This window comes from Paraburkholderia solisilvae (assembly GCF_902859875.1).
GTDB classification, from domain to species: Bacteria; Pseudomonadota; Gammaproteobacteria; order Burkholderiales; family Burkholderiaceae; genus Paraburkholderia; species Paraburkholderia solisilvae.
Map to the genome: position 1 here is coordinate 79,923 of NZ_CADIKF010000002.1, position 23,541 is coordinate 103,463.

Here is a 23,541-nt window from a genome sequence, read left to right on the forward strand (position 1 = left end):
CGAATCGACATAGGCAAGCGGAAATTTCTGATGCGCAGCGGGATCATGCTGCAATGCTGCGCCGCAACGGCCTACCCGGCACGTATCGTGCGAGGCGACTCATGACGCGGTTATCTGGCGTCCGAACCTGCGTTGCCGATAAGGGGTCTCTCGTGACGAAAAACTGGTTCTCCCAATTCTCGACCATGCTTTCGACGATGGCCGGCAGACCCGTCACATTCGTGATCGCGGCGCTACTGGTCGTCATATGGGCGGTGAGCGGGCCGTTATTTCACTTTAGTGACACATGGCAGCTCGTCATCAATACGTCGACGACGATCGTCACGTTTCTGATGGTGTTCCTGATCCAGAACACGCAAAACCGTGACACCGCGGCGATGCAGATCAAACTCGACGAACTGATCCGCGCGCTCGCCGGCGCGCACAATGCGCTGCTCGATCTGGAGGAACTCGACGAAAAGGATCTGACGCGCTTTCGCAAGCGCTATGAACAGCTCGCTGACGAAGCGCGCACCGCCTTGCGCGCGGGCGGCACCGATACCGATTCGCCGTTTGTCGAAGACGACCGGAACGCGAATGACGATGCGCAGCAACATCAGCCGTCACGCGACCCGCATGCTGAACGCAAACAGGACCGGCGCGAAAGCTGAAAGGCCGCGCAATCTCGCATTGCGCGGCCTTTCTTTCAGTCGTTCGTCGGTGCGGGCGGTAAGCCGCGCGAAACACGCGGCGTGCCGCCGTCACTCATGCGCCGCTCATGCGGAAATCGACCGCATCAGCTTGTCGATCGCGATAGCGATCTCGTCGACATGCGTTTCCAATGCGAAATGCCCCGTGTCGAGCATCTCGACCGTCGCATTCGGGTTGTCGCGCCGATACGCCTGCGCACCCGGCGGAATGAAAAACGGATCGTGCTTGCCCCAGATCGCCAACGTCGGCGGCTTGCGGTCGCGGAAGAACGCCTGGAACGTTGGGTACAGCTTCAGATTCGACGCGTAGTCGAGAAACAGATCAAGCTGGATTTCCTTGTTGTTGCCGCGCTCGAACAACAATGTATCGAGCGTGTACGTTTCCGGCGCCACCGCGTCCGCATCATTCACGCCATGCACGTACTGCCAGCGCGTGCCTTCCAGCGTCAACACCGCGTCGCGCACCACCGCGCGGTTCGCTTCGTTGGGCTGCGCCCAGTACGTGCGAATCGGACCCCACGCGTCGCCCAGACCTTCTTCGTATGCGTTGCCGTTCTGCGAGATCAGCGCTGTTACCCGCTCAGGGTACGCCACCGCCAACCGGAAGCCGACCGGCGCGCCGTAATCGAACACATAGAGCGCATAACGCTGCAAATTCAACGTATCGACGAACGCGCGCACGGTTTGCGCGAGGCTGTCGAACGTGTACCGGTAATTGCGCCCGGCCGGCACGTTCGTGAAGCCGAAGCCCGGCAGATCCGGCGCGATCACCCGGTAGCGTGCAGCAAGACGCGGCATCAGCTCGCGGAACATCAGCGACGAAGTGGGATAGCCGTGCAACAGCAACAGCACCGGCGCATCCGCCGGACCGGCTTCCCGGTAGAACACGTCGACACCGTCGGCTTCGACGCGCTTGTTCAGCACGCGAGGAATGGCGGGTAATCCGGCTTGCTGCAAGGCTGCTGTCGACATGATCGGCTCCTGGGTCGTTTGACGCATCAACGGAAATAGCTCACGCACCGGACTGTGAAACCGTTAAATTAATCCAATCTCGGTTACGTATGCGCACATCATAGTCATGCGACGTAACTTGTCAACCGCAATTTCGAAGGTTACCAAAATTGCATGAAACGACGCGACGGCCGAAGACGCGCAATGAACGTTTGTTCGCAGGGGTTTAGGCGGGGAGAGTTTAGTGCGCGTCGTTGCGCATCTGCTGCGCACGTTCCAGCAGAAGATCGCGCTCGCGCGCATTGCGCGTCATCGCAGCCGCACGCTCGAATTCGGTGCGTGCTTCATCGCGACGGCCGAGCTTCGCAAGCAGGTCGCCGCGCACGCTTGGCAGCCAGTGGTAGTTCGCCAGCGCGGCGTCCGCGCCGAGCGCATCGACGATTTCAAGACCGGCGGCCGGACCGAACGCCATGCCGAGCGCCACCGCGCGGTTCAACTCGACCACCGGTGAGGGCGCGACCTGCGCGAGCGCGTCGTAGAGTGCGACGATGCGCTCCCAATCGGTTTGATCGGCAGTATGTGCGCGCGCATGGCATGCCGCCAGCGCCGCTTGCAGCGTATAAGGGCCGCTGCCGCCGCCCAGCGCCTCGGCTTGCGCAAGCGCCGCCAGCCCGCGCCGGATCAGCAATGGATCCCAGCGGCTGCGGTCCTGGTCGAGCAGCAACACCGGTTTGCCGTCGGCATCGACACGCGCGGCAAGACGCGACGCCTGAATTTCCATCAACGCGACGAGGCCGTGCACCTCGCTTTCGTCAGGCACGAGCCCCGCGAGGACGCGGCCGAGCCGCAATGCCTCCTCGCACAGCGCGGGGCGCGTCCAGTCGTCGCCGGCTGTTGCGGAATAGCCTTCGTTGAAGATCAGATAGATTACTTCGAGCACCGATGCGAGCCGGGCCGCGCGCGCATCGGCTTGCGGCACCTCGAACGGCACTTTTGCCGCGGACAACGTGCGCTTCGCGCGCACGATGCGCTGCGCGATGGTCGGCTCCGGTACGAGAAACGCACGCGCGATTTCGTCGGTCGTCAGACCGCCCAGCAGACGCAGCGTCAACGCGACGCGCGCGTCCGTCGACAACACCGGGTGGCACGCAGTAAACACGAGCCGCAGCAGGTCGTCGCCGATGTCGTCCGCGCGTGCGGCATCGAGCGCATCGACGAAATCGGGCACGAGGTGCGCCTCGAGCGCGTCGAGGTCGTGGCCCAGCGCTTCGCGCTTTTTTGCGTGCAGCGCGTCCTGACGCCAGCGGTCGAGCGCGCGGTTCTTCGCGGTCGCCATCAGCCACGCTCCCGGGTTGTCGGGCACACCGGCCTCGGGCCAGTGCTCGAGCGCGGCGACCAGTGCGTCCTGCGCCAGTTCTTCGGCCACGCCGACGTCGCGCACGATCCGCGCGACGTGCGCGATGATCTTTGCGGATTCGATCCGCCACACCGCCTCGATGGCACGATGCGTCGCGGCCGTCGACACGGCCGGCCTCACCGTTGCGTCGTGGCGGACGCCGCCGCCGGCTGCTCCGGCATCGGCACGTTCGGGTCCATGTATGCGAGCTCCCAGATATGGCCGTCCGGGTCTTCGAAACCGTGGCCATACATGAAGCCGTAGTCTTGCGGCTTGCGCGGCGCGGTCCCGCCCGCGGCGATCGCCTTCGCGACCAGGTCGTCGACTTCGGCGCGGCTGTCGCACGACAGGCAGATCAGCGCTTCCGTGGTTTTCGACGGATCGGACAGCGGCTTGCTCGTGAAGGTGCTGAAGAACGGCTTGGTCAGCAGCATCGTGAAGATGTTTTCGCCGACGATCATGCAGGCGGCGTTTTCATCCGTGAACTTCGGCTCGAACGTAAAGCCGAGCTTCGAGAAGAACGCCTTCGAGCGTTCGAGGTTATCGACCGCGATGTTCAGAAAGATCTGCTTGTGCATGGTGTGCCTCGTGCCGGTGATCAGTGGTTGGTGCTGTCGAGCTTGCGGATGCGCTCCGTCGCCGGGCCCGGTTCGAAGTCTTCGAGCCCAAAGAGCTGGCGCACTTCGATTTCACCATCGGCGTGTTCGCCGAACGGCGCGGGAAAGCGCCGCGCCCATTCCATCGCTTCTTCGCGCGAGCGCACCTGGATCAGCGTGTAGCCGGCCAGCAGTTCCTTGGTTTCGGCAAACGGGCCGTCGACAACCGTACGCCGGCCGTTCTCGTAGCGGATGCGCCAGCCCTTCGCGGTCGGCTGCAAGCCGCTTGCGTCGAGCAGCACGCCGGCCTTGGCCAGTTCCTCGTGATAAGTCGCCATGGCCGCGATCAGCTGTTCTTCCGGCATCTTGCCGGCTTCGGTGTCCGCGTTCGCCTTCACCATGATCATGAATCGCATTGCCGTTTCTCCTCTTTCGTTATTTGACAGGCAGTGGCGCCGCGCGAACCGGGTTGTTCCGCGGCTTCCTGACTGCACGACGCGCGGGCCCCGGCGATATCGACATCCGGCGCCCGGCATGCGCACCAGGGAAAACCCGAGGACGACTAAACGGCGGCGGCCGTTCGCGGGCTGCGTGCTCCGCTCCCGGCGCCGTGCGTGTGCTATTCGTAGCAAGGCCCGAGCTTGCGGACTTCGATCGTGGACCAGCGCGCCGCCGGACACTCGGCCGCGAGCGCAAGCGCTTCGTCCTGGGTTTCGCAGTTCAGCAGAAAGAAGCCGCCGATCATTTCCTTCACCTCGGCGAACGGACCGTCGACGACGCGCGTCCCGCCGTCGCGCACCTGCAGGCGCTTGCCCTTCTTCGCAGTGGCAAGCGATTCCGCCGCGATCAGCACGCCGCGTTCTTTCAGCGTGTCGCGGTAACGCACCATTTCGTCGAAGACCGCGCGACCGGCGACTTCGCCCCGTTCGTCGCGCTGATCGACCGGTTCGACGATAAGCAGCATATAAGCCATGGAACCTCCGGTTGAGACATTCACTGCAACGGTTGCCGCCGCACCGGCGACGGACAAGTTTCGCCTTGCGCGCGCAGTCTGGCAAGCGGATGCGGCACGCGGCAAACGCTCGCACCGGGATTCTCGTGGGTTGCAGACATTCAATTGTAAAAGCCAGCAAAAACTGCAAACGAATGCCAATTTTCCTTTAATAAGATATGGATTGCTTCATTATTTTTTGACGTTTCATATAGCCAAATGGATTAGGACATTTCCTATTCAAATTCTTATTATTGACCCAGTCCATTAAGCGAATTTCACATCTCATGCTATTTTCCAAGTCTTTGTATTTTCGAGATAAAACGAACCCTATAGCGAGTTCCGGCGTATTTTCGTTGTCACCACACAACGCCAATCTAATCTCTAAATTCAAGTCTGTTTTATTTGAGATGAATATTTCAAATAAAAACAAAATCCTATCGCTCTCCAATCTATTTATTTCTTATTCAGCAAAAGTTCATTGCCAATTATTATCGAAAGATTGATTAGGGAGCCTACCTATACTGCGACCGTTCCCGAGACAGGGAATGGACCGGCCTCACGACGGACCACCGGCATGCAATGCGTGCCGCGCTCTCCAGCAGACCGGCGCGTGACCAATAGGACATAGAAGGAAGTTTCGATGAAAAAGACTCTGATCGCGGCGGCAATGGCCGCATCGTTTATGCCACTCGCTCACGCACAAAGCAGCGTCACGCTGTACGGCCTGATCGATGCGGGCTTCACCTACACGAACAACGTCAACGGCAAGGGGCGCTTTGCAGTGGGCAGCGGCATCGACCAAAGCCGTTGGGGCCTGCGCGGCTCCGAGGATCTCGGCGGCGGACTGAAGGCCATCTTCAACGTCGAAAGCGGCTTTGACATCAACAACGGCAAGCTTGCGAACGACGGCTCGCTGTTCAACCGGCAGGCGTACGTCGGCCTGTCGAGCGGCTACGGCACGGTCACGCTCGGCCGCCAGTGGGATTCGATGCAGGACTACGTCGCACCGCTCACCGCAACCGGCAGCTGGGGCGGCACCTACTTCGCGCATCCGTTCAACAACGACAACCTGAACACGAACGGCGGCTTCCCGGTCAACAACTCGGTCAAGTACACGAGCGAGAACTATGGCGGCTTCACGTTCGGCGGCACCTACGGCTTCTCGAATCAAAGCGGCTTCGCGAACAACCGCGAGTACAGCTTCGGTGCGTCCTATCAATACGCGGGTCTGCATATCGCCGCCGGGTACTCGCAGCAGAACAACCCGGGCGCCACGTCGAACGGCGCGACGACTGATCCGGATATGAGCGCGATCAATACTGTTCTCGGTGGGTTCCGCCAGCGCGAATTTGGCGTCGGCGCAAGCTACGCGTTCGGCCCGGCTATGGTCGGCGTCGTGTGGACGCAAACGCGCCAGGACAACTTCGCCGAATCGGCCGGCTCGTCCGCACATCTGAACAACTACGAAATCAACGCCAAGTACAACTTCACGCCGGCACTCAGCGCAGGCCTCGCCTATACGTACACGGACGGCGACTATGCGGTGGCAGGCAGGAAGACCAACGTGGGCCATATCCACCAGGTCGGCGTACAGACGGACTACGCACTGTCGAAGCGGACCGACGTCTACGCGCAAGTTGTGTATCAGCGCGCAACGGGCGATGAGATCGGCGCCGCGGGCATTTACTCGGGCAACGCAAGCCTGCTCTCGTCGTCGCAGAACCAGGCGGCCGCAACGGTAGGTCTGCGTCACCGCTTCTAATCGTTCATTGCATGCGGCTTAGCCGCAAGTCGCAACGCGACAACCTGGCTCCCGCGTTTTACGAGACGCGGGAGCTTTTTGCGTCTGGCGCGACGCGACCGGCCCAGCCGTGACGGGCGTCACGGCCGCCGGGTGCGATCAGCGAACGCGCGCGGCCTAGCTGGCGCAAGACTGCGGCGCCACTTCGGGCTCGATCGGTATCACGCGCCGCGCCGGCGGCGCACCGCATTCGCGCAGCAGATCGCGCAATTCGTTGATGACCGGGAAGACCTCGTGGTTCCAATCCGCGCCCTGTGCGTCGTGCGCCTCCTGCTCGCGTTCGACAATCCAGCGGTCTTCCTTGAAGATCCGCTCGGTGAACCACACGAGCAGCGGCCACGCGATATCAAGCAACACGCCCACCTTCGGCCGCTTGACCGACAGCAGACCGAACGTGCGGTTGGTGCGCTGTTCGGCGTCGAGCGGCACGTAAATAATCCACAGGTCCATTACCAGCGTGCCTTCCGACGTGCGGATCTGCAGCGTCTGATACGGATACTGCGTGCGGATCGTCATCACATCCTTGTGCTTCGTCTTCGATCCTTGCCGGCTCTGGCCGAATACGAGCGCCTCGCCGATCGGCTGCTGGCCGGCTTCGCGCGAGAAGGTGTAGTCGACCTCGACCCAGTCGTCGCCGCGGCGCCGGCCGAGCGAACGCGCGCGCATCTGGCCCATTTGCCGGCGGTGCAGGAACTGATGGTTCATGTCCATCAGGTTCTCGTGCATGAACGAGTAATGGCACGCCACCTCGCGGCCGAAGCGCCGCGTCTTGTAGGCCTTGTTCGCGACCGAGCCGAGTGGCGGCAGCGGCGTCGACTTCGCGAGTTCCGCGTTGCCCGGGAATACAAAAATAAGGCCTTCGACTTCCCGGCACGGATACGCGCGCACGCCATTCGGCAACCGCTCGCGGCCGAGATACGGAACGTCGATGCAACTGCCCGTACAGTCGTACGTCCAGCCGTGATAGCAGCAGCGGATCGCTTCGCCGTCGACCACGCCGCCGTGCAGCGGCACCTGCCGATGTGCGCAGCGGTCTTCAAGTGCGAACACCTTGCCGGATTCGGTGCGCACGAGCACGATCGGCTCGCCCGCGAAGCGCACGCCGTGCGCCTTGCCGCGCTTCAACTCATGCGACCACGCAAGGGGATACCAATAGTCCGGGTGAACGTGAACGCGGCGCAAATCGCGCACTGGCGCCCCGCCCGGGGTTTCGACCTTGCTGCTGCTTTCCGCAGCACTGACTGCGTGCATGTATGACGCCCTCCTCTCGCGACTGAGCCCCCGCAACGTAGAGGCGAAGTTTTAAAGCTTTCTAATAAATTACTGAATGCGTCGCTCAGTCTACTCGAAGTGCGGACGATTGATGACGTTCGAGAAAATATCCGTGCCAGCGGACCCAACCGTCACCGTGGCGAGGCAGGGTATATGCGTATGTGGCGAAGAGGGTTCCGTTGATAATCAACGACGTCAAGCGGAGGAGGTCGGAGGAATTCAGACGGGGGATCGAAAGGAGGCGATGCAGAAATGCGAAGCGGCTGCGGCGCCTTACGCGCCGCAGCCGCTCTGTCAGTTCGAGCCGTAGTGCCGCTTCGGCTTATTGGTCGGATGGAGTCGGCGCGATCATCCCGGAGCGATGCTGCTTGCCCCACGCCTTGCTGCCGCGCAGGAAGTGAAACCAGCCGAGCACCGCACCGGTATGCCGCAACAGCTGGAACGTGAACGGCTCGGCGACCGCCGCCGCCATGGCCAGCCACAGGCTGTTGCCGGTGCGCAGACCGGTCCAGCGGCGATACAGATGGATGCTCCAGACGTAGAACGCCAGATCGAGCGCGGTCTTCAGGAAAATCACGCTGAAGATCGAAACGACGATCGTGCCATGGCCGCCGAACAGAAACGCGAGCAGCAGCGCGAACGCGGTCAGCCCGTAGACCGGCTGCATCGTGTCGAACGCCTTGACCGGCAGCATCAGCATGCCGAGCGTGCCGTAACGGCTGTTGCCCGTCATGTCGCGATTCCACGACTGCGTTTCGAGGAAGCCGGCGAACCAGCGGCGGCGCTGCCGCAGGAAGCTTCCGAGCGTATCGGGCGCGTCGGTCTGCGCATGCGCGTCGCCGACCACGCGCACATCCCAGCCGAGCCCCTGGTCCACCGAATAGCGCCGCAGCCGATGGATCAGTTCATAGTCTTCGACGAGGCACTGCCCGTCGAAACCGCCGACCGCGACCAGCGCGTCGCGCCGGAACGATGCGAACGCGCCGGACACCAGCAGCAGACTGTTGGCGCGCATCCACGCAAAGCGCGAGATGAAGTTGCGCATGTACTCGTAGGTCTGGAACCACTGGAACAACCGGCCGCCGACCGACTTGCTGCACACCGGCACCAGAATGCCGGTCGCGGCGACGAGCCTGTCATTCCCGGCGAATGCCGCGCGCATCGCACGCGTCGCGTCGGCGGCAAGCAGCGTGTCCGCGTCGACGGTCATCACCGTTTCGGTGGTCATGATGCCGATCGCCGCGTTCAACGCGCGCGCCTTGCCGCCATGCGGCAGGCGCAGCCAGTAGAGATTCGGATAGCGCGTGCTGGGCGCGCTCAGTTCGCCGAGCGCGGGCGTGGTGAGGCCGAAACGGGTGGTCAGCAGCGCTTCGGTGCCGTCGCTGGAACCATCGTCGGCAATCACGATTTGCGCGGGACCGGCGACCTGCTCGAGCAGCGCCGCGAGCGTGATGGGCAGCACGCGCGCCTCGTTATGAGAAGCGACGATGATGCCCATCTCCGGCAGGCGATGCCCTTCCGCCACCGCGCGCGACGGCGCCATGCGCCCGGCGAGCGGCCACGACTTCAGCGTGACGAAGACGAGCAGCAACGTGTCGTAGACCACATACGCAATGCCGGTCGCCCATGCGACCACGCCGTGCAGAAAGAATGCGCGCGCAAACAACAGCAGCCACAACGCGGTGACGCCGCCGTGGATCAGCCGGCCCGCCCATGTCGCCTGACGCGGCACGATCCGCGGCGACAGTGCGGCGAGCGCGTCTTCGAGCGAAAGTCTGGACGCGCCCACGGCAGTCGCAGGTTGCACTGCCGGAGCATCTTCGATCACAGCGTCTGCACACATTACGGCACCATCCGTTTGATGACTGAATGACGGTCCAGCCACTGATGCTTCAACGCGCCGCCGATATGCATCGCCAGCAGCGCATACAGCGCATAGCCGAGCCACGCATGCAGCGTGCCGAGCTTGTCGTGCAAGTGCAGCTGTTCCTTGACGGCGGGATCGATATTCATGATGAACCCGATGCGCGGCCATTCGAAAAGGTTGAAATACTGCATCGGATGCGTTGCCGCATCTTTCCAAGCGGAGTCGTGCGCCCAGCCTGAAAGCGGGATTCCGATCATCAGCAGATACAGCAGGAAGTGCGCGACATGCGCCGCCATCCGCTCCCATGCCGGAAATTCGCTCGGCAGCGGCGGCGGGCGATGCGACACGCGCCACAAAATGCGCAACAGCGCGAGGCCGAGCACGGTGATGCCGATCGACTTATGCGTGTCGATGACCGGGCGCACCCAATCGTCGGGCAGCGAGTCCGCGCTCAGGCCGAGCACGACGTTGGTGATGATCAGCAGCGCGATTACCCAATGCAGCACCATTGCCACGCGTGTGTATTGCAACGGTTCGGCGGCGCGCGCGAGCGTCGTGTGTCCGTGCCGGGACTCGATTCGGGTCGTCATGAATCTGTTTGTAGGAAATAAGTTAGCGACGAAAGCTGTTCGAAATAGATGCACAAACAAGGGGCAAATATGCGGCGAGTTCGCTTATCCGTCTAACGGACGGACAAGCGCTTTTATTCCGCGTTTCCAGTATTTTGTTGAGGATCTATTTCGGATTATTGCAAGGCCGCTGTCACGCAACGTTCATCGAACGAACGCGTCGACGCCTTGCACCAGGCGCTTCGCGAGACGGGGCTGACGAAGCTGGTCGATCCACCACTGCAGTGCGCGGCCTTCGTGGTCGCCGCGCCATGCGACGTATAACACATTCGGCTCGCGCGGGTCGGCCGTGACTTTTTCGACCAGCTCGCCGCGCTTGAGCAGCGACGCGATACGCTGCCTCGGCACCCAGCCGACGCCCAGGCCATCGCGCTGCGCGAGTATCTTCGCGCGCATCGTCGGCACCGCGAGCACCGTCTGACCGCCGACCACGCCGTACGCGCGGCCGCTTGCGCGCGACGAGTCCGCGACCACGACGCCGCGCTGCTTCGAGATCTGGTCGCGCTTCAACGGGCCCTTGACGGCGGCGAGCGGATGACGCGGCGACACCGCGAACACCCATTCGACGACACCCAGCTCAAACCAGCGCAGGCCGGGAATGGCGGGCGGCTCATTGGTTGCGCCAACAATCAGATCGGCGCGGCCGTCGCGCAGCGCTTCCCACGTGCCGCTCAGCACTTCGTTCGTGAAGCGCAGCTTCACGCCTGACTGCAGCGCATCGAACGTGTGGACCAACGGCATCATCGTGTCGAACTCCATCAGTTCATCGCTGACAATCCACAGGCGGTCTTCCCAGCCGCTTGCCACCTGGCGCACGCGTTGCGTCATCCGCGCGACGTCCTGCATCAGCCGGGCCGCTTCCTCGGCAAGCAGTTGACCAGCGGGCGTCAGTTGCAAACGGTAGCGGCGGCGGTCGAACAGCAGCGCATCGAAACGCGACTCGAGCTGGCGCGCCGCATGCGACACGGTCGACGGCGCCTTGCCGAGACGCGCCGCCGCGCGCGACAGGCTGCCGCTTTCGCGAATGGCTTCGAGCAGGGTCAGTTCTTCATCGGTCAACATGTTCCATTCCATCGAACGAATCAGGGCGGAAATATCGTACGGCAGAATAATCGATCGGGCCATATCAGGAGCATCGCGGCCAGCCGGCGGCCACGCCCGCGCGGTCGCGCCAAGGCGCTGCGCTAGACTGGCTTCTTCAGGACGCCGCCCGAAGGAGACTCGCATGATTCGCAAAACGCGCACCGCATCCCAGTTGCAGGACGAAGTCAGCCGGCGCATCCAGCGGCTGCCCGACATCGTCGAAGAAGGCGTGAAAATTCGTGTGCCGCGGCCGCAATTGCAGCAACCCGACGCGAGCGGCTGCAACTGGGACATGAAGCACTTCGGCAACCTCGCGGGCCACGAACGCAGTGTTGCCGCGATCGTCGCGGCAGTGCGCAAGGAGTTCAGCCTGTCGACCGACACGAAAGACCTCAACAGCCTGTTCGGCGATGGGACGCCAGGGGAAAAATGAACCGGCTGGCGGCATCGTCGAATGTCCCGCGACGCCCGCGAAGCAGGAAACCGCCCACAACCGCCTACGCCAGCATCTTGAAAATCGCGTCGTGCCGGCGTTCGATGTCGCGCACACGCTGCCATGCCTCGCGTCCGATGCGGTAATTCGACGCGACCGGCATGGAACTGAACTCCGCTTTCCCGGACGACGGGTCGTATGCCGCCCACCAACGGGTCAAGCTGTCCAGCGTGCTGGCCCTGAGGTGTCCGGGTTCCGGCGACGTCAGATAGAAGCCGTCCCTGAACAGCCATGCGGCGTTCTGCTCGCTCAGCCAGGCCGACACGTCGCGCACTTCGGCGGGCGTCATTAACGCATGCAGGTTCGCAAAATCGCCGCTGTGCGGATCAACCGGCACGGCCGTGACGAAATGCGTCGCGCCGAGCGGCAGTGCCGAATCCGGATCCTTTTCGAAACGGTAGAGGCTGTATTGCCCGCCGGTTTTGCCCGCAAATGTATGCTGGTTGAACGTCGGCGGCCTGGCGGGCGTCCCGTCGGGTTTCCTGAGCGCCCAGCGCGAGCGCGCCCCCGCGATCGTCCCGGACAGGAAAGGCGTCCAGACCGAGATGCCGGTCGTCAGGAACCGGTTGTCTTCACGGTGAATCAGATTCGAACCCACGAAGTCGAACACGCCGTTCGAGCTTCTCAGGTTCGACGGTGTTCCGCCAAGATAAACGTTACCGTCGCCGTTCACCCGCAATACCTGGTCGTGGTCGTCGGCGAGATGCAGGCGTCCGTCGTCTCCCATCGTGAATGTGTGCCGGCTTTTGGGATCTCGCGAGTATGACGATGTCCTGCCCGAAACATAAGGCCATCCGCCTCGCGCGACATAGAGGTGCGTTCCGTTGCTGCTGTCGCCGGCATAGGCTTCGATTGTGAAAGGGCCGCGATAGTCGAGGCCCAATGCCTGCCGCGAATGGAGGTTGCGCACCTTTTCCCATGCGTTGTCGTAGAAAAAGGCGTGGACCCGATTGGGATCCTGGTTGAATTTCGTCACCTTGCCTTCGTTATCCTTCGCAACAAACGAACCGAAGCTGGTTGCTTGCCACGCGTCGTTTGCGATCGGAAAGCGAGCCAGTTGCGGTTGGGTTCCCGCGGTTTCGGTCTGGTTGAAGACATCCCATCGATAAGCGCGGTTACGGACGAACTCGCCCTCCACACCGTTCTTCACCTCGCGCCACCCGCGGATCTGCGCATAGTCGATCCGCCCCATCGCGGCAAGCTCCGCGGTTTCCGGTGCACGGGCCTGCGACCCCAGGCTCGCATTCACATCGACCATATTGGGTGTCGGCGCGACGAAATAGATGTACCCGTCAGGCGCCATGCTGGACAACCTGGCGGCTGCCGTGCGTTCATCACGAAACGTCCCGAGATAGCCCGCGCTGTCGATCAGCCCGGGTTGCGATGCAAGGTCGAAATCGTGCAAGTCGAGATTCACGTTGCGCAGTGTCGTGCGCTCGCAATCGAAACCGCCGCGCTCGGCAAGGTCATCCGGCGTCAGCGTCGAAGGCCGGAACAGCGCATATGGCTTGCGATACCGCGGCGGGTCCCACGATCGCTTTAACTCGTCATGGCTTTGCCTGCCGGATTTCGGAACGGGACCGCGAGGTTCGCCGTAACCGAAATCCGGCTCAGGTGTCGGCTGCTCCAGCGGCGGTGTTTGCGAAGGAAACCCGGTGACGTCCAGCCGCCGCTCGGTCTCGCCAAGCGATATATTGGCGCCCCGCGAGTCATGCTGCGCGGGCCTCCCGCGCAGCGCGTGCAGCGCGGTCTCGTTATCGTCGTAATGACCGAAATACACGGTATCGGCATGATCGATACCCCCTGCTTCCGGATAGCCTCGTAGCATTGCGCTGGTCAAGCCGGCAGCCAGCTCGTTGAAGTCGCTAAACCTGTAGACGCCGCTCGCCGGATCGTGCATCTCATAACGGTCGCTCATGAAGTCGGCGGACAAACCGCGGCGTTGTACGACAATCGAATAGGCGTCGGCAGCCCGTCTGTTCGGGCGGCGTGCAACCGCACCCACGCGCTCATCTGTTTGCGGCCGCCTGAAGGTCAAACGAATTTCCGCGAAATCGTTGAGATAAGCGACGCCGTGATTCTCCGCGTCACGCGAGCTGCCGAAGTGCAATCGCAGATCGCTGACAAGCTGCTGCCCAGAATGGATGCCGCGGCTGCCCGGGCGCCTCGTTCGATTCGGCAGATCGGTTATCAGGCCGTGTCTGTTCTCTTCCTGCAGCCTGCGGATTTCCCGAATGGAGCCGGTTCGGCGCACATAGTCCGCGAGCTGCTCCCGAATCTGTTCAGTCGCTTCCGTCAGATTCGGCACCCTGCCGCGCGCAACCTCGCGCAACGCGTAGTACGCAACCCCTTGCGGAGCATTGGCGAGCGCACGTTCACCGCCTGCAGCGCCCGCCAGCGCCTCGCCCGACAATCCGTTCGACTCGTCCGCAATCTCCTCGTACAGAGCGGGCGTGGCCGGCAACGTATGCGGTACAGCCAACAGCGGCGGCTCGTTCGACGGCGTCGAACCGGGCATGGCCACGGTTCCCAGCGCCGGCAACGATGCGGAAAAAGAGTCCATGCTATGTGGAACGACGTGTAGACCCAGTTCCTCTTCGGAAAACGCATCCGCTGCATAGGCGCGCAGCGCGCTCTGCATTTGCGCCGCGCCGCGGTAGAGAAACGCGCCGTTATTCGGATCGAAGATCACGAATTCGTCTTGAGGAAGATGTTGCACGAGCAATGCGTGACCGAATCGCTCGCCGCCCGATGCCGCCGGATTCAGAAGAAGACGCACGAAGGCGATTTCGTTTTCGCGCAATTCGCTACCCAGCACGGTGGCCATCGAGTCGATCGAAACGTCGTCCGATCCACGGGGATTGAACTGTTCTACCGCCATCAAACGGAATCGCTGCAATCCGAGGGACGCGCTGTTGAGCTGGAATCCCCCTACCCGGCTAAACATTTCGCCGGCCACGCCGCTGCGGCGGCTCGTCGTGTCGCGACGCATCGCGTGCACGACATCGAGCAGACTGACCGGGCCCGTCGCGAGGCCGCGATCGATCCGCCGCATCGCTTCGCGCACCCATCCTTCGCACGAGCCGCGTCCGCCGATATGCGGCTCACCGACATAGCGAATCTGATCGAACGGCACATACGACCACGCGGTTGCGCGCAACCCTTCGCCGCCGCGGCATTCGCGAAACGGCGAATCCTCCGCGCATTTGCGCAGCGTGCCACCGCGCGGCACGCGGGTTGCCGCCTCTGCGTCGCGCCGCATGCGGGCTGGCTTGTCAACACCGCGTGTTTGATGCTGAAGCCGGGCGCCGCCTCCCAACGATGGCACCCGCGGCAAACTTGTGGCCGGTGCGTCCGCCGGCGCCGCGGCTGACCTCTGTGGTTGGACCAGATCACCGTTCAAGCGGGTAGTGAACATGCTCACTCCTCGTCAGTGGAACCGCTGTCGCTAGCGACGCCGTTATTGCACAGACTCGCTGGGCTGCCGGGTCAACGATAACGGCCGTCATGCCCGAGCGGCGCAACCGCTCATGCAAGAGGCTCCATTGCAGCACGTGCTTGCTCAGCAGAAGCGGTATCTGTTCATGTCGTCGGGCATCGTTGCGACCGTCCGCATAAGGTCAACCAACGACATACGTATGCGCCAGCATCGCGATCAATCGCGCGCGACGGTCTTCGCGATTCAATACCAGCCGCCACGCGTCGTCGCCGATCCGGTAGCTCGCCGCAGTCCGCGCCGGCAGGCGTTGCCGCATGCCGTCCTTGCCGCCGACGACCGCATCGGCAGACCGCCAGACTGCGGTTCCCCCTAATGTGCGCACCTCGAGCCCGCCCGATCCGTCGGGAACCGCGTAATAGCCGTCCCTGAACAACCACGCGGCATGCTCCGTATCCAGCCGGCGCGCCGCGTCGCGCGCGTCGCGGATGGTGATCCGGTCGACGTAAGCGTTGAAATCGCCGCGATAATCGTTGTCCGGCACGCGCGTGACGAAGTGATCGGCGTTGTCCGGCAACGCAGCGTCCGGATCGCACTCGAATTCGTAGAGTTGCTGACGGGTGCCCTCGGCCATCCCGCGAAACGTATGCAGGTTCGCCTGCGGCGGAACGGCGCGCCGCCGGTTCGGTTGCTCGAGCCGCCAGGCCGATCTCGAACCGCAGTCATCTGTCGTGACGAACGGTGTGTAGACGGTCTTGCCGATGGTCAGAAACTTGTCGTCCTCCTGATGAATCAGATGGCGTCCGTCGTACGCGAACACGCCATTGAGCGATGCGGGATCGCCGGGTACCGGGCCGAGGTAAATGTATCCGTCGCTGCCGACGCGCAACACGGAACGACCGTCGCCGCTCAGATGAAAACGACCGTCGTCGCCCATCCTGAACTCGTGACGATTGCCGGACCGCCCCGCGTAGCGCGTATAAGCACTGTCGGCGAGCACATTGCCCCGCTTGTCGACGAAAAGATGCGTGCGCCAACGACTCCCGCCGTACGCCTGAAGCGTCAGCGGCCCACGATAGTCCACGCCCATCGCCTGCCGCATCTGCAGATCGCGCACCTTCTGCCATGCGTTGTCGTAGAACATCGCGTGCGCGACGTTCGGGTCGCGCCTGAACCTCGGCACATCCGTATCGTCGCTGGCGGACACGTACGCGCGATAGGGTCCGTCACGCCATGCGTCGCTCCCGATCGGAAAGCGTGCGAGCTGCGGTTGCGCGCCGGCGATGCGGGTCTGGTCGTAGACGTCCCAGCGATAATCCGGGTTCGCGACGAATTTCCCGGGCACGCCATTTTCGACCCGTTGCCAGCCGCGAATCTGCGTATAGTCGATGCGTCCCATCGCGGCGACTTCGCCGGTTTCCGGCGCTCGTGCATGGGAGCCGAGACTCGCGCGCACGTCGATCATGTTCGGTGCAGGTGCGACGGAATAGATGAAGTGCGCGCGAGCGTCGGCGGTTGGCAAGCGCCCGAGCGCAGCCCGCTCGCTGCGAAACGCGCCCAGATATCCGGCGCTATCCGTAACGCGCGGGCGCGATGCCAGATCCGCATCATGCAGATTCAGGTCGATATCGCGCAGTTTCGTGTCTTCGCTGTCGAAGCCGCCGCGCGCCTTCACCGTTTCCGGACTCACCGGCGACGGCCGGAACAACGCATAGGGCTTGCGGTCGGCAGCAAGCTGCGGCGCGCGCTTGAGTTCGTCGTGCCCCGGGTACAGCGGCAAACGCGCCGGATCGACATCGGGCGGCGCAGGCAGCGCGGCATGAGGCGGCGTCATCGCCGGACTGCCGCCGATACCGAGCCCACGCTCGACACTGCCGAGCGGCAAACAGGCGACCGGCGATTCGCGCGGCGCACGCGACACCGATCCCGGAAGCGCCGCGGCTTGCTCGCTGCCGAGATCGGCAAAAAACGTGTTGTCCGCGTGATCGATGCCGCCGGACTCGCCATAGCCGGCTTCGAACAGACTGCGCAACGCCACCGACATTTGCGCGAAATCCGCGTATCGGAATGCACCGACGTTCGAATCGTAGATCTGATATTCGTCGTGTTCGTAATCCGCGGAAGGCCGCAGCCTTTGCACGACGATCGAATGGCCGTCTGCCTGTTCGCGATCGCTGTCGTGGTTATTTCCGCTTGCACCGCCGGCGTCGCGATCATTGCCGCGGAACGTCAGGCCGATTTCCGCGAAGTCGTTGCGATAGCCTCTTAGTGCGTGGTCACGAAAATACGCGTTTGCGAAGTGGTGGCGCAGATCGTCGATCAGGTCTGCGGCTGAATGAATAGCGGACCCGCCCTCGTGCCGGAGGCGGTTCGCGATGGGCGTAACAAACGCGTACCGATTCCGCTCCTGCAGATCGCCCATTGCGCGCATCGTCGCGCTTGCGCGTGTGGCATCGCTCAACGCTTGCCGCAGGTTTTCCGTTGCGCTCATCAGGTCCGCCGAACGGCCGCAGGCAATGTCGGCCATCGCATACACCGCGAGGCCGCTGCGCATGCCTGCTAACCGCCCGGCTTGCCCGGCAACGGTGGACAGTACGTCGCCGGACGACCGGTTCGACGCGTCCGCCGTCGTGGAATAGGCACGCCACGCGGGAGAATCCTCGTCAGGACCACGAGCGAGGCGGGATTCGGGCAGGTCCGCGGGCAACAGTAGCGGTTCGAGCGGCTTCAGCTCAGGATCGCGCTGCAGCGAGGACGCCGTGTGGCACTCGATTCCGTCGGGGATGACTTCCAGCCCTGCTTCGGCGAATGCGTCGTCGAAATATTCGCGCAGCGCGCTCTCCATGTCGCGCGTTCCGGCATAGGCGAAGGCTCCATTGTTCGGATCGAAAATCGTATAGCGATCCTGCGGCATGCGCTGCACGGCCAGCACGTGACCGTACCCGCCCGCGCCGTGCTCGGGCGCCACGACACCCAGCCGCAAAAACGCGACGTCGCGTACACCGAGGTGGTGCCGCATGTCGGTGAACAAACGGTTGATGCGTTGGTCACGCGTGGCGCCGCCACTCAGATCGACGAATGACGCCTGGTGGTAGCTGCGCAACTCGAGCGCCGCAGGGTTGCCATGGAAGGCGACCACGCGGCCGAACATGTCCGTTGCCACGCTGCCCCCGCGGTTCGCGTCGGCGCGCATCTCGCGCACCGCTGCCGACAGGCTCAGCGGTTGCGCGCCGTCGCTCCTGTCTATGCGCCGCAATGCTTCGCGCACGATGCCTTCACACGTTCCGCGGCCTTCCGGCGTGCACATTCTCCGGTAGTCGTACTGATCGAAGTGGACGTACGAAACCGCATTTCTTTGCAGCGCCTCGCCGCCACGGCATTCGCGAAACGGCGAGATTCCGATGCATTTGCCCAGCGCCCCGCCACGTTTCTTGCGCACTTGCGCATGACCGGCGTCGCCCGCTTCGTCGCGCGGCGTCTGTATGGGTGAAACAAAGTAGTCGGGTCGGACATGCATGGGCTGCGAGCTCGGTGTCGATTAGAAGGAGCTTTCCGAGCCGCAATTTGAGCATGCGCTGCACCAGGCGGTGTGGTGAGCATGCATGTGGCATAAGCCCACACGGGACGGCCATCGCCGACCGCCATGAGGGCCGCGTAAGGGTGTTTGAGAGAATGCGAGCGCGCTGTCCGGCAGGACCGGCAGCGGCTAGCCAAGCGCCTGAAACGCGTCCTCGATCTGCGCAGGACTCGTGGGCCTCACGACGCGCGCCACTTCGACGCCGTCGCGCATGAATACCAGCGTCGGCCACAGCTTGACCCGGAACGAACGTCCGAGCGGGCGGCCGGGCCCGTCTTCGATTTTCAGATGACGCGTGCCCGGATGCGCGGCAAACGCCGTTTCGATCAGCGGCTGCGCGCCCTGGCAGTAGCCGCACCAGTCGGTGCCGAACTCGACGACGGTCGTGCCGGCCAGCGCATCGACATCCGCGCGCGTCGGCGCGGTCTTGGCGTATTCAGTCACGGTGCTCATGGTTCCTCGTACAACGGTGGATCAACGCGGCGCACGCAGGCGCCTTTGCTCCATGTTGCACGGAATCGGCGTGTCATGCTGAGCACGGCATCGCATGACGTGGCATCGACGTACATCGTCGCGCCTGACGCTCGCCGTCGCGCCGAACACAGCGCTCAACCGCGTTGCCGCCGTGCGCGCACCGCCTGGGCGAGTCCGTCGAGCACCGGCTCGGTCTGCGTCCAGCCAAGGCAAGCGTCGGTGATCGACACGCCGCGCTTGAGCGGCACACCCGGCTTCAGATCCTGGCGCCCGGCTTCCAGATGGCTCTCGACCATCACGCCGATAATGCGTCGATCGCCGTTCGACAACTGCCGCTCGACATCCTGCGCGACATCCACCTGCCGCTCGTGCGACTTGCCCGAATTCGCATGCGAGCAATCGATCATCACCTGTTCGCGCAAGCCGAGCTTCCGCAGCGCCGCACAGGCTTCCTCGACGCTCGCGGCATCGTAGTTCGGCCCTTTCTTGCCGCCGCGCAAAATGACGTGCGCGTCGTCGTTGCCGCGCGTTTCGAAGATCGCGGCCATGCCCATTTTCGTCATGCCCATAAACGCATGGCTCGCACGCGCGGCAACGATCGCGTCCGCGGCGATCTGCACGCCGCCGTCGGTGCCGTTCTTGAAACCGATCGGGCAGCTCATGCCCGACGCGAGCTGCCGGTGCGACTGGCTTTCGGTCGTGCGCGCACCGATCGCGCCCCACGCGACCAGGTCAGCGATGTATTGCGGGCTCAGCAGATCGAGGAATTCGGTGGCGGTCGGCAAGCCGAGGCGGCTGATTTCGAGCAGCAGTTCGCGTGCGCGGCGCAAGCCTTCGTTGATGCGGAAGCTGCCGTCAAGGCGCGGATCGTTGATATAGCCCTTCCAGCCGACCGTCGTGCGCGGCTTCTCGAAGTACACGCGCATTACGATCAGCAGATCGTCGCGCAACGCGTCGGCCTTCGCCTTCAGCAGATGCGCGTATTCGATCGCCTGATCGTGATCGTGAATCGAGCACGGCCCGACGACGATCACGAGCCGGTCGTCGCGGCCGTGCAGCACGTTCGCCACTTCGACACGGCTTTGCTCGACGAGCGTTTGCACCGCCGGCGGCACCGGCAGTTCGTCGAGCAGCAGCGCCGGCGAAATCAGCGGGCGCACCGCGCCGATGCGTGTGTCGTCGATGCGCGTGATGTCCTGGGTGGAATCGGCGAAGCCGGCTTCCTGGTCTCGTGCGGGGTTGTCGATGCGGCTCAAGATTGTTCTCCGGCTTTAGGCGTGCGGCTTGCGAAACCGTAATTATCGCATTTCGCCCAAGCCGCGAGAGGCCGGCGCATGGGGGGCGTCAGCAGCGGTTCGGCGGGCGTTCAGCGCCGGGCGTTCAGTGGGCCGCTCAGTGCCCGCTCAGCTGCCGCTCATCAGCTGCACGAGGTATGGCTTCCATACCTCAGGATGCGCGAGCGTCTGGTGCCCGTACGACTGCGCGGTTTCGGGCATCTCGACGAAGCGGCCGCCAGGCACTTCGCCGACCAGTTTTTGCATCACGCCGAGATCGGTCGCGTTGATCAGGTCGTCGGCGAAATTGACCGCGAAGAGCCGCCCGCGGATTTTCGGCAAATCCGGCTCGGGGTTGTAGTCCCACGACGATTCGAACCAGTACAGCACGTCGTTGGCATCCGTTTTTCCCGCATTGGCGACAAGCGTGTCGTACAGGTGCGTCGCCGATGCGCGGTCCGGTGCTTCGGCCTGGATCCGCGCGGAGTTGTTCGTCATCAGCGTGAAGACCGGCATCACGCGGGTCCACTGCGTGGGCTGCACAGTGTACGCGCCGTCCTGCCAGCCGGGATCGTTGCGAATCGCGCCGACGATCATCTGCCGCCACAGCCAGTTGCGGCCCGCCATCGGAATCGGCTGGCTCGCGATCGGCATCAGCGCGTCTGCCATGCCGGGATAGCGCTCGCCCCACATCCATGTCTGCATGCCGCCCATCGAGGTGCCGAGCACGAGCCGCAAATGTTTGATCTTCAGGCCCTCGACGAGCAGCCGATGGTTCGCTTCAACCACATCGCCGTAGCCGTAGTGCGGGAAATGCGTGCGCAGGCCGTCGCTCGGCCTGGTCGAGCCACCGCGGCCAAGGCCGTCCGGAATCACGATGAAATAGCGGCTCGTATCGAGCGGTTCGCCAGACGCGAACAGTTCCTTGTGCATCAGCGGCGTCAGGTACGCCTGACCGGTGCCGGTCGTGCCGTGCATCAGCAACACCGCGTTCGTCACGTCGCCGTGCGCATCGCGCTGCGGCGTGCCGAGCGTCACGTAGTGAATGCGGACTTCGGGCAGGATCGCGCCATCCGAAAACCTGAAGTCGTGTGCGACAAAATCGGCCGCCCGTTCAGAAGCCGCGCCGTCCGGCGACGTGGCGGCGTAAGCATGGCCAGCAAGCGAGAGGGCCGCGAACATGAGGGCTCGCGTGACGATCGATCGGGACACGTCGGTCTCCTTTTGTTGTGAAGATTTTGGTGTGCGATCGTACACGAACACGAACTTTGATATTTATCGATTAACTGTCACATTCCTTTCATTTGATGAATTGCGGCGTCACGTCGCAATGCGGCGTGCCGCATATCGGACGCCCGCCGAATTGATGCCGGCATGATGCGATTTTGCGGCGACCCGCGCCAGGCCTTAAGCGGCCGGCTGGCGTCGAGGTGATAGTTCGATTCAATTGGAAACGGGACACTGGCCGCACTCTAATGAGAGTTCCCTGTTTTCGCCGTTTCCTCATGACCGCCACCACCGGAGACATCTATGGCCCAGCCACAGCCCAACGCCGATGAAGTCGTGAAGGCTATTGCCGCTGAAACGAACACCCCTCCCGAAACCGTCTCAAAGCTTTACTCCGATACGCTGGCCCACTACAAGACCGACGGCCGCATCCTCGATTACATGCCCCTTCTCGCCGCCAAAAGAGTGCGAGAGACGCTGCGCCACTCGTCGTCGGGTTGAGTAGGGTTGAGCTCACCTGTTACGTCGTCCTCCTGCTCTTGCACTGCGTGCACCACGTGCACTACATGCACTACGCGCCGCCGGAACGCGTCTTCCTGCGTGCCCGCCGCGCGCGTGTACGGCGGCTAGCGCGTTCGCGCATCGCGGCGCGGACGTATGCGTGAGCGGCGAAATGTCCTAATCTGGTCCGGCCATCGAACCTTCACGATAAGGAGGCGTACCCATGACCAGCTCGCTCCAGATTCGTCCCGCAACACCCGAAGATTTCGACGCATGGCTGCCGCTGTGGGATGGCTACAACCGCTTCTATAAACGCGTCGGCGACGCGGCGGTGCCGCCCGACGTCACGCGCCTGACGTGGGCGCGGTTCTTCGATGGTCTGGAGCCGATGCATGCGCTCGTCGCGGCGCGCGACGGCAAACTGGTGGGCTTCGCGCACTACCTGTATCACCGCCACACCACGATGGCGGGGCCGACGTGCTATCTGCAGGATCTCTTCACTCACGAATCGGAACGCGGCAAAGGCATTGGCCGCGCGCTGATCGAACGTCTGTACGAGGTGGCGCGCGCTGCGCGGGCAGAGCGCGTCTACTGGACCACGCACGAGACCAACGCGACCGCGATGCGGCTGTACGACGACGTCGCCGAGCGCTCCGGCTTCGTCGTCTACCGCAAGGCGCTTTGACTGCGCATGGTCATCGCAGGTCGTTCAGCAATGACGCGCGAACACTCGCATCGACGGTCTGCACCGGCACCGGGTAATTCGCGTGATCGCACCCGATCTGCAGCGCGGCGCCGTCGCGCAGGCGTGCCTTCATCTGCGGCGTCAACTCGAAGCGCACGAAATGCACGGCGGACGTCTTCTCGTCGTTTTCGCGCTCGAGATCTTCATCGGCGATCGCGTACACCGGCGCTTCGCCTTCGACCTGAACGAACACGCTGTCTTCGATGCCGATCAGCCTCGCTAACGCCGCACGCCGTTCAACTTCGTTTTCGTATTCGATCTGCAGCGTCGCCTTCAGGTTGCTGCCATCGGGGACGAGCGGCAGATACGCATCGAGTTCGCCCTGAATGCCCTCCTCGTCGAAGATTTTCTCGATGTGCAGCATTTCCTGGATCTGATAGCGGATCGTCAATTCATCTTCGAACAGAAACGTCAGGTGGTTGCCGAGTTTTACCGTGCGCTGTTTCTTGTGCTCGATCACGCGGTTGCGCATCGCCGTGCGCGACTTCGAATACTGCTCGAGCGACAACAGGGAGTTCCTTGCGATGGTCATCGGA

General features: G+C 63.2%; 21 protein-coding genes. 6 read left to right on the forward strand and 15 right to left on the reverse strand.

Annotated features, from left to right (window positions below):
• Window positions 1-197 precede the first annotated feature (197 nt).
• The gene (locus tag HV675_RS01830; RefSeq protein ID WP_377700712.1) at window positions 198-650 is read left to right on the forward strand and encodes a low affinity iron permease family protein; all 453 of its coding nucleotides are present in this window, start codon (window positions 198-200) and stop codon (window positions 648-650) included.
• 105 nt (window positions 651-755) lie between these two features.
• Here the strand turns inward: HV675_RS01830 and HV675_RS01835 are convergent, their stop codons facing one another.
• The 5 genes from HV675_RS01835 to HV675_RS01855 form a co-directional block, all read right to left on the reverse strand.
• The gene (locus HV675_RS01835) at window positions 756-1,661 is read right to left on the reverse strand and encodes an alpha/beta fold hydrolase (protein ID WP_175109046.1); all 906 of its coding nucleotides are present in this window, start codon (window positions 1,659-1,661) and stop codon (window positions 756-758) included.
• 220 nt (window positions 1,662-1,881) lie between these two features.
• Window positions 1,882-3,165, reverse strand: a complete 1,284-nt coding sequence (locus HV675_RS01840; protein ID WP_175109047.1) for an RNA polymerase sigma factor — start codon at window positions 3,163-3,165, stop codon at window positions 1,882-1,884.
• Window positions 3,166-3,173: 8 nt separating this feature from the next.
• Window positions 3,174-3,614, reverse strand: a complete 441-nt coding sequence (locus tag HV675_RS01845; RefSeq protein ID WP_175109048.1) for a VOC family protein — start codon at window positions 3,612-3,614, stop codon at window positions 3,174-3,176.
• A 20-nt stretch (window positions 3,615-3,634) separates the two neighbouring features.
• Window positions 3,635-4,048, reverse strand: coding sequence for a YciI family protein (locus HV675_RS01850; protein ID WP_175109049.1), 414 nt, complete (start codon window positions 4,046-4,048; stop codon window positions 3,635-3,637).
• A 203-nt stretch (window positions 4,049-4,251) separates the two neighbouring features.
• Complete coding sequence (locus HV675_RS01855; RefSeq protein ID WP_175109050.1) at window positions 4,252-4,605, reverse strand: YciI family protein; 354 nt, start codon at window positions 4,603-4,605, stop codon at window positions 4,252-4,254.
• On the opposite strand from HV675_RS01855, the gene HV675_RS01860 reads away from it, so the two are divergent.
• Both HV675_RS01860 and HV675_RS01865 read left to right on the forward strand, forming a co-directional pair.
• Window positions 4,604-4,894, forward strand: coding sequence for a hypothetical protein (locus tag HV675_RS01860; protein WP_175109051.1), 291 nt, complete (start codon window positions 4,604-4,606; stop codon window positions 4,892-4,894). The genes HV675_RS01855 and HV675_RS01860 overlap by 2 nt on opposite strands.
• A 372-nt stretch (window positions 4,895-5,266) precedes the next feature.
• The gene (locus tag HV675_RS01865) at window positions 5,267-6,388 is read left to right on the forward strand and encodes a porin (protein WP_175109052.1); all 1,122 of its coding nucleotides are present in this window, start codon (window positions 5,267-5,269) and stop codon (window positions 6,386-6,388) included.
• Between the two features lie 156 nt (window positions 6,389-6,544).
• On the opposite strand, the gene HV675_RS01870 is transcribed toward HV675_RS01865, so the two are convergent.
• From HV675_RS01870 to HV675_RS01885, 4 genes are all read right to left on the reverse strand, one after another.
• Window positions 6,545-7,678: an aromatic ring-hydroxylating oxygenase subunit alpha gene (locus HV675_RS01870; RefSeq protein WP_175109053.1), complete on the reverse strand. Its 1,134-nt coding sequence runs from the start codon at window positions 7,676-7,678 to the stop codon at window positions 6,545-6,547.
• 343 nt (window positions 7,679-8,021) lie between these two features.
• On the reverse strand, window positions 8,022-9,542 hold the full coding sequence (locus HV675_RS01875; RefSeq protein ID WP_175109054.1) for a glycosyltransferase family 2 protein: 1,521 nt from the start codon (window positions 9,540-9,542) through the stop codon (window positions 8,022-8,024).
• Window positions 9,542-10,075: a cytochrome b gene (locus tag HV675_RS01880; RefSeq protein ID WP_246270071.1), complete on the reverse strand. Its 534-nt coding sequence runs from the start codon at window positions 10,073-10,075 to the stop codon at window positions 9,542-9,544. The genes HV675_RS01875 and HV675_RS01880 overlap by 1 nt, the downstream gene beginning before the upstream one ends.
• 264 nt (window positions 10,076-10,339) lie before the next feature.
• Window positions 10,340-11,257, reverse strand: a complete 918-nt coding sequence (locus HV675_RS01885; protein WP_175109209.1) for a LysR family transcriptional regulator — start codon at window positions 11,255-11,257, stop codon at window positions 10,340-10,342.
• Window positions 11,258-11,420: 163 nt separating this feature from the next.
• Here HV675_RS01885 and HV675_RS01890 point away from each other — a divergent pair, with 163 nt between their 5' ends.
• On the forward strand, window positions 11,421-11,711 hold the full coding sequence (locus HV675_RS01890; protein WP_175109056.1) for a hypothetical protein: 291 nt from the start codon (window positions 11,421-11,423) through the stop codon (window positions 11,709-11,711).
• Window positions 11,712-11,775: 64 nt separating this feature from the next.
• Here the strand turns inward: HV675_RS01890 and HV675_RS01895 are convergent, their stop codons facing one another.
• The 5 genes from HV675_RS01895 to HV675_RS01915 form a co-directional block, all read right to left on the reverse strand.
• The gene (locus HV675_RS01895; protein ID WP_175109057.1) at window positions 11,776-15,033 is read right to left on the reverse strand and encodes an enterotoxin A family protein; all 3,258 of its coding nucleotides are present in this window, start codon (window positions 15,031-15,033) and stop codon (window positions 11,776-11,778) included.
• Between the two features lie 358 nt (window positions 15,034-15,391).
• Window positions 15,392-18,724 (reverse strand): enterotoxin A family protein, encoded by a 3,333-nt coding sequence (locus HV675_RS01900; protein WP_175109058.1) that lies wholly within the window; start codon window positions 18,722-18,724, stop codon window positions 15,392-15,394.
• 189 nt (window positions 18,725-18,913) lie between these two features.
• The gene (locus HV675_RS01905; protein ID WP_175109059.1) at window positions 18,914-19,237 is read right to left on the reverse strand and encodes a thioredoxin family protein; all 324 of its coding nucleotides are present in this window, start codon (window positions 19,235-19,237) and stop codon (window positions 18,914-18,916) included.
• Between the two features lie 155 nt (window positions 19,238-19,392).
• On the reverse strand, window positions 19,393-20,514 hold the full coding sequence (locus tag HV675_RS01910) for a 3-deoxy-7-phosphoheptulonate synthase (protein ID WP_175109060.1): 1,122 nt from the start codon (window positions 20,512-20,514) through the stop codon (window positions 19,393-19,395).
• A gap of 147 nt (window positions 20,515-20,661) precedes the next feature.
• Window positions 20,662-21,714, reverse strand: coding sequence for an alpha/beta fold hydrolase (locus HV675_RS01915; RefSeq protein ID WP_175109210.1), 1,053 nt, complete (start codon window positions 21,712-21,714; stop codon window positions 20,662-20,664).
• A gap of 348 nt (window positions 21,715-22,062) precedes the next feature.
• Between HV675_RS01915 and HV675_RS01920 the strand changes: the two genes are divergently transcribed.
• Complete coding sequence (locus HV675_RS01920; protein ID WP_175109061.1) at window positions 22,063-22,260, forward strand: DUF3562 domain-containing protein; 198 nt, start codon at window positions 22,063-22,065, stop codon at window positions 22,258-22,260.
• Window positions 22,261-22,483: 223 nt separating this feature from the next.
• A complete protein-coding gene (locus HV675_RS01925; protein ID WP_175109062.1) occupies window positions 22,484-22,945 on the forward strand; it encodes a GNAT family N-acetyltransferase in 462 nt (153 codons plus the stop codon).
• Between the two features lie 10 nt (window positions 22,946-22,955).
• On the opposite strand, the gene HV675_RS01930 is transcribed toward HV675_RS01925, so the two are convergent.
• The gene (locus HV675_RS01930; RefSeq protein ID WP_175109063.1) at window positions 22,956-23,537 is read right to left on the reverse strand and encodes a DUF3501 family protein; all 582 of its coding nucleotides are present in this window, start codon (window positions 23,535-23,537) and stop codon (window positions 22,956-22,958) included.
• Between the last annotated feature and the right edge of the window lie 4 nt (window positions 23,538-23,541).